This is a genomic window from Enterococcus sp. B2E4, assembly GCF_030499455.1.
In the GTDB taxonomy this organism is placed as follows: domain Bacteria; phylum Bacillota; class Bacilli; order Lactobacillales; family Enterococcaceae; genus Enterococcus_D; species Enterococcus_D casseliflavus.
The window spans coordinates 1-13,735 of sequence record NZ_JAUKPK010000019.1; the positions used below are offsets into that span (position 1 = coordinate 1).

Annotated in this window: 14 protein-coding genes; 2 read left to right on the forward strand and 12 right to left on the reverse strand. The window is 42.5% G+C overall.

All coding sequences use genetic code 11. From position 1 onward, the window contains the following. The 3 genes from tnpA to Q1X33_RS13525 form a co-directional block, all read right to left on the reverse strand. The coding region (gene tnpA, locus Q1X33_RS13515) for an IS200/IS605 family transposase (RefSeq protein ID WP_301996782.1) at window positions 1-255 on the reverse strand (255 nt) is incomplete at its 3' end. A 192-nt stretch (window positions 256-447) separates the two neighbouring features. Then, complete coding sequence (locus Q1X33_RS13520) at window positions 448-1,356, reverse strand: phosphate ABC transporter substrate-binding protein PstS family protein (protein WP_016608721.1); 909 nt, start codon at window positions 1,354-1,356, stop codon at window positions 448-450. A 194-nt stretch (window positions 1,357-1,550) separates the two neighbouring features. Beyond that, window positions 1,551-2,720, reverse strand: coding sequence for a pyridoxal phosphate-dependent aminotransferase (locus Q1X33_RS13525; RefSeq protein WP_005228890.1), 1,170 nt, complete (start codon window positions 2,718-2,720; stop codon window positions 1,551-1,553). Window positions 2,721-2,898: 178 nt separating this feature from the next. On the opposite strand from Q1X33_RS13525, the gene Q1X33_RS13530 reads away from it, so the two are divergent. Beyond that, window positions 2,899-3,618, forward strand: coding sequence for a DUF2087 domain-containing protein (locus Q1X33_RS13530; RefSeq protein ID WP_005228878.1), 720 nt, complete (start codon window positions 2,899-2,901; stop codon window positions 3,616-3,618). Between the two features lie 163 nt (window positions 3,619-3,781). Here Q1X33_RS13530 and Q1X33_RS13535 read toward each other — a convergent pair whose 3' ends face one another. From Q1X33_RS13535 to map, 8 genes are all read right to left on the reverse strand, one after another. Next, window positions 3,782-4,309 (reverse strand): hypothetical protein, encoded by a 528-nt coding sequence (locus Q1X33_RS13535; RefSeq protein WP_010749742.1) that lies wholly within the window; start codon window positions 4,307-4,309, stop codon window positions 3,782-3,784. A 101-nt stretch (window positions 4,310-4,410) separates the two neighbouring features. Further along, entirely contained in the window at window positions 4,411-7,101 is a 2,691-nt protein-coding gene (locus tag Q1X33_RS13540; RefSeq protein ID WP_301969700.1) for a heavy metal translocating P-type ATPase, read from the reverse strand. Window positions 7,102-7,227: 126 nt separating this feature from the next. Then, entirely contained in the window at window positions 7,228-7,437 is a 210-nt protein-coding gene (gene copZ / locus Q1X33_RS13545) for a copper chaperone CopZ (RefSeq protein WP_005228873.1), read from the reverse strand. Window positions 7,438-7,474: 37 nt separating this feature from the next. Beyond that, window positions 7,475-7,921, reverse strand: a complete 447-nt coding sequence (locus tag Q1X33_RS13550; RefSeq protein ID WP_034869179.1) for a CopY/TcrY family copper transport repressor — start codon at window positions 7,919-7,921, stop codon at window positions 7,475-7,477. 140 nt (window positions 7,922-8,061) lie between these two features. After that, window positions 8,062-9,048, reverse strand: coding sequence for an aldose epimerase family protein (locus Q1X33_RS13555; protein WP_301969701.1), 987 nt, complete (start codon window positions 9,046-9,048; stop codon window positions 8,062-8,064). Between the two features lie 282 nt (window positions 9,049-9,330). Next, on the reverse strand, window positions 9,331-10,551 hold the full coding sequence (locus Q1X33_RS13560; RefSeq protein WP_005228868.1) for a glycosyltransferase family 4 protein: 1,221 nt from the start codon (window positions 10,549-10,551) through the stop codon (window positions 9,331-9,333). 19 nt (window positions 10,552-10,570) lie between these two features. After that, the gene (locus Q1X33_RS13565) at window positions 10,571-11,494 is read right to left on the reverse strand and encodes a YihY/virulence factor BrkB family protein (protein ID WP_005228865.1); all 924 of its coding nucleotides are present in this window, start codon (window positions 11,492-11,494) and stop codon (window positions 10,571-10,573) included. Between the two features lie 79 nt (window positions 11,495-11,573). Beyond that, window positions 11,574-12,338 (reverse strand): type I methionyl aminopeptidase, encoded by a 765-nt coding sequence (map, locus tag Q1X33_RS13570; RefSeq protein WP_005228863.1) that lies wholly within the window; start codon window positions 12,336-12,338, stop codon window positions 11,574-11,576. Between the two features lie 176 nt (window positions 12,339-12,514). On the opposite strand from map, the gene Q1X33_RS13575 reads away from it, so the two are divergent. Then, window positions 12,515-12,961 (forward strand): flavodoxin, encoded by a 447-nt coding sequence (locus Q1X33_RS13575; RefSeq protein ID WP_005228862.1) that lies wholly within the window; start codon window positions 12,515-12,517, stop codon window positions 12,959-12,961. A gap of 55 nt (window positions 12,962-13,016) precedes the next feature. On the opposite strand, the gene Q1X33_RS13580 is transcribed toward Q1X33_RS13575, so the two are convergent. Then, on the reverse strand, window positions 13,017-13,592 hold the full coding sequence (locus Q1X33_RS13580; protein ID WP_005228861.1) for a TetR/AcrR family transcriptional regulator: 576 nt from the start codon (window positions 13,590-13,592) through the stop codon (window positions 13,017-13,019). Window positions 13,593-13,735 lie beyond the last annotated feature (143 nt).

Genomic DNA, 13,735 nt, shown 5'->3' on the forward strand with positions numbered 1-13,735 from the left:
TCGTCCTTTTAAGTAGCCCATAAAACTAGAAATACTAATCTTTGGTGGTATTCTTACTAACATATGAATATGGTCAGGCATTGCATGAGCTTCAATGATTTCAACATCTTTCATCTCACACAATTTTCTTAATATCTGACCAATACTTACTCTTAACTTTCCATAAATCACTTTTCGTCGATACTTCGGGGTGAAGACTATGTGATACTTACAATTCCATCTAGTATGTGCTAAACTTTTATCGTCGTTAGACATAAAAAAACTCCTTTCGATCTGATATGCGGTTGGTAGCCACTATTAGTATATCGAAAGGAGTTTTTTATCGCTAAAGCTATTTCGTCCACGCGTAGAAACGCGCGGTTTTTTTGTTTCGTACGCTACGCGAACGAAACTGACTAAAGTCAATAACAAAAAAAGAAGGAGCATTCTCCTTCTTCGGTCATTTCACTATTCAACATTCGTTACTTCGCCGTCTACACTGCGTTCTACTTTCATATCAGTGATTGGCAAGTAACCTAATTCGATAACGATTCCTTGTTGGACATCGTCTGTCATGATGTAATCAAGAAACGCTTTGACGTTTGCATCTGGCTCGCCGTTCGTGTACATATGCTCGTAAGACCAGATTGGCCATTTGTTATCTGCAATGTTTTCAGGAGTCGCTTCTACCCCATCAAGAGATAGCGCTTGGATCGAATCGTCCAAATAGGATAAAGCAAGGTAGCTGATTGCTCCTGGTGTTTCAGCAACGATTTTACGGACTGTTCCAGAAGAGTCTTGTTCTTGTGTTTGGATCGTCTCTGCACCATCTAAGCCCCATTTTTCAAAGGTCGCTCTCGTACCGCTGCCTGATGCGCGGTTAATTACAGAGATTTCTTGATCTGCTCCGCCTAGTTCAGACCAATTCTTCACTTTGCCTGTAAAGATATCGATTAAATCTTGTTGGCTAAGGTCCGTAACGCCTGCGTCTTTATTTACCACTGGTGCCATACCAACTACGGCTACTTTATGGTCAACTAATTTGCTGGCATCTACACCATCTTTTTCATCCGCAAACACATCGGAATTGCCGATCGTCACAGCGCCTGCTTCTACTTGACTTAAGCCAGTTCCGCTACCGCCACCTTGAACCGTAATTGTATAATTGGGATTGTCTGCTGAGAAGCTTTCACCTGCTGCTTCAACCAAGGGTTGCAATGCCGTTGAGCCCACAGCTAAAATTTCTACATTTTCATTTGATGCGGCACCTGATGAAGATCCGCCTGATGCTTGACTGCTCTCAGTGCTTGCGCCACCGCTCCCACAGCCAGCTAATAATAATCCAGTTGCAAAAAATAAAAGTCCCAATTTTTTCATTTAGTAAATCTCCTTTCGTTATATGCTTAGTTTAGCAAGGCGGTGTAAACCCTTGATGGATTTCATGTAAAGAATCGATAAAGCGATGTAAATCTTTTGTAAAGTTCGTCGATTACCTAAAAAAGCCCCCGATGCATCCATCAGAGGGGGCTTACTTTATCTAACACTTATGAACTAAAGAAACGTTTGTAGAATCAATTGCTTTGCATATAGCGTGTCAAGCGATCCATCGCTTCCACCAAGTTTTCCATACTTGCCGCATAGCTTAAACGAACATAGCCTTCTGCTTCGGGACCAAAGGCGATCCCTGGAATGATTGCTAATTGATTCTTTTCGGCTAAGTCGACACAAAAAGCCATGGAATCTTGGTTGAAACCTGCTGGTATTTTGGCAAAAATGTAGAATGCACCAGATGGCTTCGCCATTTCAAAACCAAGGGCAGTCATCTTTTCAAACAAGTAATCTCTGCGTTCACGGTAATCGGCTTTCATGACTTCTGCATCGTTGATGCCTTCGATCAATGCTCGCACTGCGGCTTTTTGAGAAATCGTTGAGGCCGCGGTCACTAAGTATTGGTGGACCTTAATGATCTGAGCAGTCAACGCTGCTGGTGCAAAAATGAAGCCGACGCGCCAACCAGTCATCGCGTGTGATTTCGACAAGCCGTTGATCACGATCGTTTGATCCCGCAAGTATTCAGCAATGGACACATGGGTTTCATCATAAGTCAACTCACTATAAATTTCATCGCTAATAACAAAAACGGAGTATTTTTCTAAAACTTCTGCCAATGCTCTGACTTGTTCTCGGGTATAAACGACCCCTGTTGGATTGCTAGGATAATTTAAAATGACTGCCTTGACTTGCTCCCCATGTTCTTTTAAGGCTGCTTCCAAAACTTCTGGCGCTAAAACAAAGTCATTATCCGTCGTATCAAGATAAATCGGTTTGGCATGGGCTAAATGGATGACTGGTTCATAGCCTGGATAAATTGGTGCTGGTAGAATCACTTTATCCCCAGGTTCCAGCGTGGATAATAACGAAGCTGAGATTGCTTCCGTTGCACCGATCGTCACTAATACTTCTGATTGAAAGTCGTAATCAAGCTGATATTTATTTTTCAAAAAGAGACTGGCTGCTTGCCGAACATCTGCTAAGCCTGCCATTCCAGAATAGTGGCTGAAATTTTGTTCGATTGCTTGGACACCCGATTTTTTCACGTGCTCCGGTGTGTTGAAATCCGGCTCGCCTAACGTTAACTTTAAAATATCTGGAATTGAAGAAACCCGTTCATCAAATTTACGAATCAATGAAACAGCTATATTGTACACTTCGTGATTGAAGCGTTGGCTTACGTCTGCCATAGTATCACTCCTTTGAATTAAGCAAATTCATTCGCTATTGTTGTTAATCCTAACACAAAAAGGCGACGATTTTAAGCAACGGATGAAATTTATCTAATAATGATAAATTCGTTTGCTTATTTACAAACAAATTCAACTTATGTTAGTATATATCTAAACAACAAAAGGAGAACCCAAAATGAAACCTTATCAAGAGTTTACCATTTCTGATTATCAGCAAGGATATGTCGCAACACCAACGGATTATTGTTGCGTCTTTTGTCAGGAGACCTTCGACAAAGAAGAAATCTATCCCGTTGGTGGCGCCTTTTTTACAGCAAAAAAACGAATGATGCAGCATATCACTGAGCATCACGGAACCGTTTTATCCGCATTGTTGGCTTTACCCAAAGAACAAACAGGCTTATCAGAGAGCCAACAGGAGATTTTACAACTGTTTGCCCAAGATGTTAGCGATACTGTGATTGCCCAGCGCTTAGGTATCTCTTCTTCGACCGTCAGGAATCATCGCTTTAAACTAAAAGAAAAACAGCGACAAGCGACTGTTTTTTTAAGTATCATGTCCTTGTTGCAAGATACCCCGTTGCTGCCGCCTCACAAAGGGGCGACGATGCTTGATGATCGCTATGCCATTACGGCTAGTGAAAGAGAAAAGATCATTGCTACTTATTTTGATGAAACGGGGTTTATCAAACAGTTTCCCAGCAAAGAAAAGCGCAAGATCGTTGTCTTGAGTGTACTGGCACAAAAATTTGATCCGAAGAAAAATTATTCAGAAGCTGCCGTCAATGATGTATTAAAACAAGCGATCACCGATTACGTCACTGTCCGACGTTATTTGATCGAATACGGATTTATGCAACGGACGAAAGACGGGAAAACTTACTGGCTGACTTAAAACCTAGTCTGTAACTGGCTGGAACTTTTGTTGGTTGGATGAGCAATATCTTTCACAGTTTTAAAAAAATTAACAAGCTCCAGTATTTTATAGAAAAAAAGACAAAGTACGAACACATCCGTACTTTGTCTACCGTCTGAAACGCTGGGACAAGTTCCAGCGTTTATTTTTCTTTTAGAAAGATTTTTTTGATGATCAATTTATCAAATAATTGCGTTTGATTGTCTTGTTCTCCAATGACTTCAGCGGTCACCGATTTACCATCTTGTTTTTTACGTAGCTGGTAAACGATCTTGCCTGTTTCTTTCAATTCGTTCACCATGTCAACGACACCGCCAAAACCAGTTTTACGAGTGATGAACCCTAACGCCACCATTCGCTCATCTAAATTTTTTGCCGAGATGCTCGCACCGGTGATCAGCGCTTGCCGCATGATTTGTAAGAATTCCTCTAGCCCTGCCACTGGCGGCTGTTCGGGTTCTTCTTCCATCATCGGTCGCTGACGCAAATAATCTAATTCCTGCAATAACGTTTCATACTGCTCTTGTGTCAACATGACCCCCGCCACTTTTTCACGATTGAATACATATACTGCTGTTCCTGCTTCTCGCGCTTGATTAAATACATCCATCGGAGATTTTTTTACTTCAGTAATTGAAGTAGTGGGAACATCCAATTTCTTCAGTTCCATAATCAACGTCCTCCTTGTCTCAACGAACACATTATAGCATAAATCCAGAAGCAGATTATAGAGGTATTTCACTGCTCCTAGGAAAAGAAACAAAAAAGCGGCTAATCGCCGCTTTTTTCGATTGATAAGGTCATTGCATTGATGGCAACGATGATCGTGCTCATAGACATCAAGACAGCTCCGACTGCTGGGTTCAAAATGATCCCGATCGGTGCGAGGACGCCAGCTGCCAAAGGAATGGCAAAAATATTGTATCCTGCGCCCCACCAGAGATTTTGAATCATCTTGCGTCTTGTTTTTTTCGCCAAAGTCAAGAAGTGCAAGATGTCTTGAGGTTCGCTATTCGTCAAAACGACATCGGCTGAATCGATCGCTACATCGGTACCCGCTCCGATCGCAATCCCGATCGTCGCTCTTGCAAGACTTGGGGCGTCATTGATCCCATCGCCTACCATTACGACGCGCTTGCCCTCTTTGACATAGTCACTGACTAGACGTTCTTTATCGTCTGGCAACATTGCCGCATGGAAGGCTTCGATTCCTAGGTAATCGGCTACGGCTTGCGCCGCTTCTTGGTTGTCTCCAGTAGCCATAACTGGTGTGATGCCTAAGTCTTTCACTTTTTGAATAAATTGACTCGCTTCTGGTTTCACCTTATCCCCTAATGCGACGATTCCTTCCACTTTGCCGTCATGAACCAAATAGCTGATGGTATTGCCCTGTTCTTGATAATTTTCCAAGGAGTTCCCTTGATACTGAATGGCTAATTGCTCCAATCCTTTTTGATTGACGATCACCCACTTCTGTCCATCGATCACGCCTTCCAGACCAATCCCTGTCCTTGTTTGAACATCAGTCGCCTTTTTGGCTGTGATGTTTTCCTTTTCAGCTTGGGCTAAAATACCTTCTGCGATCGGATGATTGGCGGTTTTCTCAAGACCTGCTAGGTAAGCTAGTACTTCTGATGCAGAAAGACTGCCTGTCGCCTCGATGCCAGTTACGGTAAACGTTCCTTCTGTTAACGTACCGGTCTTATCGAGGATCAGATAATCAACATGATGCGCATTCTCCAGTGCGTTGCGATTTTTTAAGAGCAAGCCATTTTTGGCAGCGATCGATGTCGAGCGAGCAACCACGAGGGGAATCGCTAGCCCTAACGCATGGGGACAGGCAATGACGAATACCGTGACCATTCGATCAAGAGCAGTCGGTAGGTCAGCAACAAACAGCCATACAGCAAATGCCAAGACACCAGCAACTAACGCAATATAAAACAGCCATTTTGCCACTTTGTCCGAAAGTGCTTCTAAGCGGGATTTATCTGCTTGGGCTTTTCGCACCATTTCCATGACTTTCGCTAAGTAGCTGTCTTCCCCAGTTCCTGTGACTTCCATCGTGATGGTACCATTGCCGTTGACAGATCCTCCAATGACAGTACTGCCGACGGTTTTAGGTACCCGTCTGGATTCACCAGTCACTGCCGACTCATCGATTGTTGTTTCTCCTTCAAGGATCGTTCCGTCGGTAGGAATCTTATCTCCTGAGCGAACGATCAACTGTGTTTTGTTGGTCACTTCTTCTAATGGAATCTGTTCTTCTGATCCATCCGCATTTTTCCGAATCACTTCTTTTGGCAATAGTTCTGCTAATTTCTGTAATGCATTGCCAGCATTAGAAACGGCATTCATCTCGATCCAATGGCCCAACAACATGATCACGATCAAAGTCGCTAGTTCCCAGAAGAAATCCATTACATGAGGAACAGCAAGAAAATGATTGGCGATAAATGCGTAAAGACTATAAAAATAAGAAACCGTGATCCCCATAGCAATCAACGTCATCATGGCTGGGCTTTTTTGTTTCAATTCCATTTTCGCACCACTTAAAAACGGCTGCCCTCCATAGAAAAACAGGATCGTTCCTAAAAGCAATACGACCCAATCTGAGCCAGGAAACGTGAACTGAAAGGGCAATTCGATGCCCATCATTGGTGATAAAATGACGATTGGAATCGCCAAAACCAAGGATAGCCAAAACTTTTGCTTAAAATTTCCCATATGCATACTATGATCCATGCCACCCATTCCATGATCCATATGACTATGATCCATACCAGACATCTCATGATTCATGTGACTATGGTTCATGCCAGACATCTCATGATCCTTGTGACTATGTTCCATGCCAGACATCTCATGATCCGTGTGACTATGGTTCATGCCAGACATCTCATGATTCATGTGACTATGGTTCATGCCAGACATCTCATGATCCTTGTGACTATGTTCCATGCCAGACATCTCATGATCCGTGTGACTATGGTTCATGCCAGACATCTCATGATTCATGTGACTATGGTTCATGCCAGACATCTCATGATCCTTGTGACTATGTTCCATGCCAGACATCTCATGATCCGTGTGACTATGGTTCATGCCAGACATCTCATGATTCATGTGACTATGGTTCATGCCAGACATCTCGTGGTCCTTGTGGCCGTGATCCATGCCAGATATCTCATGGCCCTTATGGCTATAGTCCATGCTGGACACTTCATGATCCATAGGACCATGGTTACTATCGGAGCTTTCATGCTCCTGCTGTTTTGATGTCGCCTTGTGATGATCCATCCCATTCATCTCATGGCTAGGCTCAGGGACTTCTGTCACTTGTGATTGCGCATGTTGCTCTTTTCCCTGTGTACCATTATCCCGCTCATTCAAAGCAGGTTCATGCCTATGATGGCTTGACGTCTGACTACTACTTGCGGAAGACGTTTTTTTCTGATTCATCCTAGTATTCCCCTTCCTATTTCACTGAATGTGCGTACAGTCTTGCTCCTTCATACAAAAGCTTCAAGCGGCTGGACACTTTTCATTTGTTTTGATTTTTCATTTTCACTTTAGCAATTCCATTGCTTACTCAAATACCCCTTGATAACCCGCTTCGGTGACCGCATTGACTAAGGCTGTTTCTGTCACTTGCGACTCGTCAAACTTGACTGTTCCGCGAGCTTTTTTCAAGTCCACTTTGGCTTTTTTCACACCCGGTACTTCACTAAGCGCTTTTTCAACTTTTGCGGCACAATGGGCACAATTCATTCCGCTGATTTGCATGTTTTTTTTCATTACGATTCCTCATTTCTTTTAACAGTTCGTTGGCTACTTATTCTGTTGCATGGGTTTTGCATTGGCACTGACCAGGAATACAATTACATGAGATCGCTGCTACTGGCACTTTTTGGTCGACTGCTGCTTGGAGCATCGCCAAATCTTCTGCCGTCAATGCTGCTTCTTGGATCATTTCTGCTAATGTCTGCCCAACTTTTTTGGCACAAATATGAGAAAAAAGATTCTCAGCTGCGCTGCGAACGGTTGCTTCTTCGGAAACAAGCGGCGAATAAACAAATTTTTTCCCTTGGCTTTCTGTTTTCAATACGCCTTTTTTGACGAGTCGTCCTAAAAGCGTCTTGACCGTTGCTGCTTTCCAATTTTTATTTTCGCTCAATAAAGCGGTGATCTCTTTCGCGTCGGATTGTCCTAATGTCCAGATCACACGCATGACTTCCCATTCAGAATCGCTGATTTTGATTGGTTCGACCACAGATTGCATTTGTCCACTTCCTTTCATAAGTGATTCACATTTTTAAGTTTACATCTGTAATCGGATTTTGTCAAAAAAAAGCATCGCCAACTTTCTGCGTTTTGACAATGCTTTTTTCTATTTCATTAAAAATGATTTGGTTCCTATGCTTAAAAGTGGACCTGATACGTCGTCACAGAGTGGAAGGGTTCTTCTGGACGCAACACGATCTCACCAAAGTGGGTAAACTTCTCAGAGCCAGGAACACCTTGTGTTTCGATCGCCATCCCGCCATGATTGGCAAAAGGACCAGTCTTCATTGGTGCACCAGCTTCTCCCTCACCCGTTGTGTAAATAACAACGGCAGGACGGTCAGTAGTTACAGTCAGCTGCACTTTTTGATCGGGACTGGTTACTTTTAGATCCCACTCTTGTGTATGATCTAATAAGAACGGATCATCCAACATCGTCGTTCCCATCGGGCGTTCTTGTCTAAAATCAAACTTTGTGCCTGCGACAGGCGTTTTTTCACCGGTCGTCGTCACATCGTCATTCGTTTCAGCCACATGTTCGGCATTGATTTGAACCAAGTGGTCATCGATCGGCTGTTGGGTATCACCTGTCAAATTGAAATAACCGTGGTTCGTTGGGTTAAATAAAGTCGCTTTGTCTGTGTTGGCATCGTAAACAAGCATTAGTTCATTGTCATTCGTCAACGTATAGGTGACTTGATAACGAACATTCCCAGGAAACCCGCCATCGCCATCTTGCCGTGTGGTAGTAAAAATCACCCCAGCTTTGTCTGCTTCTTCAAAGGTTTCAGTGATCCATGTATCAGTATCCAGCCCCTTTGAACCGCCATGAAGCGTATTGCCGCCATCATTGTCTTCCGTTTGGTATTCTTGTCCGTCGATCTCAAAGCGAGTACCTGCGATCCTTCCCGCCACAGGGCCGATCGTTGCGCCATAATAACGTGCTTGGCGATGTCCTTCGATCGTGTCATAACCGACCACGATGTCGCGACCTTCTTCTACTGGAACGACCCAATCCAATAAGCGTGCGCCTTCAGGACTTAGCCTTACGATGGTACCGCTATCATTGGAAAGCTCATAAATTGTTCCCATTTTTTCTGACGTCAGTTGTTTCACATTTGGCATTCGTTCATATCCTTCTTTCTTTGGTTAGTCTGCTGCTCTTTTTAAGTATAGACGTTTAGGACTAGATCCGTCAATTCAAGACGGAAGAATTCGACAGGAAATACTGTTTGTCTGACCATTTTTCAAACAAACAAAAAGCGGCAAGCATCGCCAACGGATTGATCGAATCATCGACAGCTGATCGTAAGAGAACGCGCTAGAAGAAGCACTGACTCCTCCTGACCTTCAACGATCACTCGTATTCATCTCACCTGTTGGACACCTTTGCCGCAACTGTATCGTTTATTTTTTGTGTTTTGCTTGGTAATGTTTTCTCTTTCGCCGCTTTTCTTTAGTCCGAGAAACATTAGCAGCTAAATCTTGGTTTTCTTTTTCTTGATCAGCATTTCTTCTTTCAGCACGTTCAGTTAGTACACTTTGTCTGAACCGTCGATTTCCCAGAAACTTTAACGCACACATGAGTGGTTGGCGATTTTCACCGACTAATCCGATCAGCTCAATAAACAGCTCAATTCCAAATCCTGTACTAATGATTAATAAAACAATCGCTGTATTGCTCGCGTAATTCATTAGTAAAGCAATAAAAGAGAAGACTAGTGCCAAGGCATAGATCGTCAACACTGTACCGCGATGAGAAAACCCTAACGACAGCAATCGATGATGCAAATGCATTTTATCGGCAGAGGAAATCTTCTGTTTATTAAACTTTCTTCGGATCATCGCATAAACGGTATCCGTGATCGGTACACCGAGAATAAACATGGGCGTCAGAACAGAAATAAAAGTTGCGTTTTTCAATCCTTGTAGTGAGAGCACAGAGATCATAAACCCTAAAAACAATGCTCCGGTATCTCCTAGAAAAATGGTTGCTGGATAAAAATTATATGGAAAGAAACCGATGATTGCTGCGATCAAAGTAAAAATGACCATTGGTACTTCCACAAAATTCGGCAGAAAGAAATAGCTGATAATCCCTATCGTCGTCAAACTGATAATAGAGACGCCGCTCGCCAACCCATCGAGACCATCGATCAAGTTCACCGCATTGGTAATTGCCAGTATCCAAATCAAAGTCATAGGCAAGGCAAACCATCCCAGATCAATAAAGCCAAAATAAGGAATCGTGACTGTGCTGATTTTTATTCCAGCAACGAAATAAATTTCCAGCGCTGCGAATGTCAGACCTATTAATTTTTGCATTGGCGACAGTTCAAATATATCATCCAACAATCCTGTAATCACCACTATTGTTGCACCTAAAAGAATCGGCCAAACGAAGTTGAAAGGAATCATTGTTCGAAATTCCCAAAGCAGCGCAAAGGAAAAGGCTAAAAAAATACTTAATCCCCCAGCTGAAGGCATGGTCTTCGTATTGATCCGACGCTCTCCTGGTCGATCGACTGCGCCGATCTTAAAAGAGATCAATTTAATGATCGGTGTTAGGATTAAAGACACGATCATTGTTATAAATAAGCGCATTACAAATTTGAATGCAAAATCCATCGTTTATTCTCGCTTTCCATTATTTCTCTTTATTGGTAAATGTATCTTCGATTTTCGAAGAAATCCGCTGAACAGGATCTGTTCGTTCTTTGATCTCTTGTCCCGACACATACTCTTCTACCACTGCGTTGATGATTCCACCCAAGATAATAATCGTCGCAGCAAGATTCAACCAGATCATTAAAACAATAAAACTTCCAATAATTTGATAGCCAATGATTTTCGCAGCAAAGTAACGGGCGTATAAGCCAAACACTTGTGACAGCAACATCCAGCCAATCGTTGCAAAGATCGCCCCTGGCAAAGTCGAACGCAACTTGACCTTTGCATTCGGCACTAACCAATAGATCAGCATCATGATAAACAGCAAAGCAACGATCGTGACTGGCCATTTGACTGTTTGGAACGTATCGATCAGATTGTCTTGAAACTTAAAAATCGGCTGCAAAAAATCAAGAATGATTTTTCCAAGCCCAAATACCATCGTAACACCAACGATCGCAATCATAAAGAGCAGGATGATCACAAATGATACTGCGCGCACCACGATAAAATTGGAACGTTGGTCCACACCGAAGGCTTTGTTCATCGCAATTTGCAAGGCATTGATACTTTGACTCGCAGACCACAACGCAGCCAAGGCGGAAATCGATAACAACCCGCCAGAGCTTGTGGTGAGGAGGTTTTCGATCGCTGGTCCGATAAAGTCATAGATTTGACTAGGGATCAATTCTTGTACATAAGATAAAACCGTGTTCGGATCAATCGATAAATAAGGCAACAGATTTCCCAGCGCAATCATTAACGGGAAAAGTGAAAGCAATAAATAGTAGGCGACGACGACCGATGTGGTCCCCATCTCTGAATCCGTTATTCTATTTTGCGTTGTTTCAATGAAACGCATCAGCTTTTGATTGCTTTTTACTTTATCAACGATTTTCATGTTTCTTCCTCCGCCAGCGAATCATCTGCCTTTTTTTCTTTGTCATACGTAACAATCAGAAGTCTCCTACCGCCAAAATTTAGTAGGTTCCTTCTTCTCCTTGAGAAGTCAAAATGCGTGGCCCTTCTTTGGTGATCGCCAAACTATGTTCGTATTGGCAACTTAAGCCACCATCTAGAGTATAGGCGGTCCAGCCGTTAGGATCCATTTTCATTTTCCACGTCCCTGTATTGATCATAGGTTCGATGGTAATAACCATTCCTTCTTTTAAACGTAAGCCTTTGCCGGCTTCTCCGTAGTGAGGAATCATCGGACTTTCATGGATCGTTGGGCCAATGCCGTGTCCTACGAAATCGCGCACGACACCGTAGCCTTCTTTTTCCGCATAGGTTTGAATGGCATGACCGATGTCACCGATTCGGTTGCCAACTTGGGCTTGTTCGATTCCTAGATACAACGCTTTTTTGGTTACTTCCATTAAACGATCGATCTCAGGTGTCGAGTTTCCTACCACATAACTCCAGCAAGAATCAGAAATGGCGCCTTTTAAATCTATACACATATCAACTTTGATCAAATCGCCATCTTTCAATGGTTTTTTTCGGGGGAACCCGTGACAAATCTCATCGTTGATACTGCAGCAAGTGGCATATTTGTAATCTTCAAAACCAATTTGGGCGGCAATTCCGCCATGGCTTTCAATATAATCTCTGACAAACACTTCGATATCCCAACTGGTGATACCAGGTTTGATGAAGCTGCGTAATTGTTTGTGGACATCTGCTAACAGCGCGCCGGATTCGGCCATGCGGTCTATTTCTCTGGCAGATTTTAATGTAATCATGTTCTCGTCTCCCTTAATTAAATTCCTCTTATTTTACCATAGAAATCCCTTATTTTACAAAATTCACAGACATTGTAAAGAGTTTTTCAAGTTTTGTTTTCAATCTTTCGTGCATTTGCTATAATCTGTAAGAGAGTTTTCCTTGAGAATAGGAATGAGATTGGAGGAAAAAGCCCATGGTTTTAGCAAAAATCGTCTATGCGAGTATGACGGGGAATACGGAAGAAATTGCAGATATCGTTTCTGAAGCCCTTGAAAATCTTGACATGGAAGTTGAAATGAATGAGTGTACCCAAGTGGATGCCGATGAGTTTGAAGACGCCGATATCTGTATCGTCGCAACCTATACATACGGTGACGGTGAATTGCCTGATGAGATCGTCGATTTTTACGAAGATTTGCAAGAACTTGATTTAAGTGGCAAAATCTTTGGGGTCTGCGGCTCTGGCGATACGTTTTATGATGACTTTTGTAAGTCCGTCGATGACTTTGAAGCCGTCTTTAGTAAGACAGGTGCAACAAAAGGGGCAGATAGCGTCAAGGTCGACTTGGCTGCGGAAGAAGACGATATTCAAAACTTAGAAGCCTTTGCCAAAAAGCTAGCGGAAGCATTTGCAGAATAAAACAAGAAAACCTCTGACAAAATCACTTGATTCTGTCGGAGGTTTTCTTGTTTGCTTAATGATAACTGATATCGATGGGTGTTTCTCTTGCTAAAATATTATCGGTGGTTTCCGTCATCAGCTTAGCAATCTGATCTTCTGTGGGATGAATGATCCCCGAAGACATCAATGCCGCTAAGCCAGTAGCGACGATCCAGACACCAGTATGCAAGGACTGTAATTTCACGTCCGATAGATCTTGATACTTTGGTTCTTTTTTCACTGATTTCACAAAAAGGTCAAATGAAAACTGCTGCATGGAATCCCCACCACCATGCTCTTCTAAGTATAGCGCTCGGTATAATCGTTTTTCTTTATTTGCAAAGCCAATATAATTTAACGTTAAGTCAACGATGACATCTCCCCGTCTTTCAACTGGAAAAACTTCTGTCGCTAAGTAGTCGTAAATCTGATTGATCAATGCATTTTTTAAGTCATCCATATTTTTAAATTCTAAGTAGATCGGTTGCGTTGAACATTTCATCTTCGCTGCGATATTGCGTGCGGTAAAACGTGTAAATCCTTCGGTTGCGACAACTTCATAGGCAGCTTTTAAAATCTGGTCTCTAGTAATAGTTTTCTTTCTTGCCATAATTTTTTAATCTCCTTAATTCTGCTATACATCGCTTTCAGAAATACCTTTTACTTATTGTATCATGTTTTTTTAAGTTTGCAAAAAAACTTTTAAAATTATTGCCCCTAGTGTTTCCAGTTTTTCAATTTGAAGACCTCTGT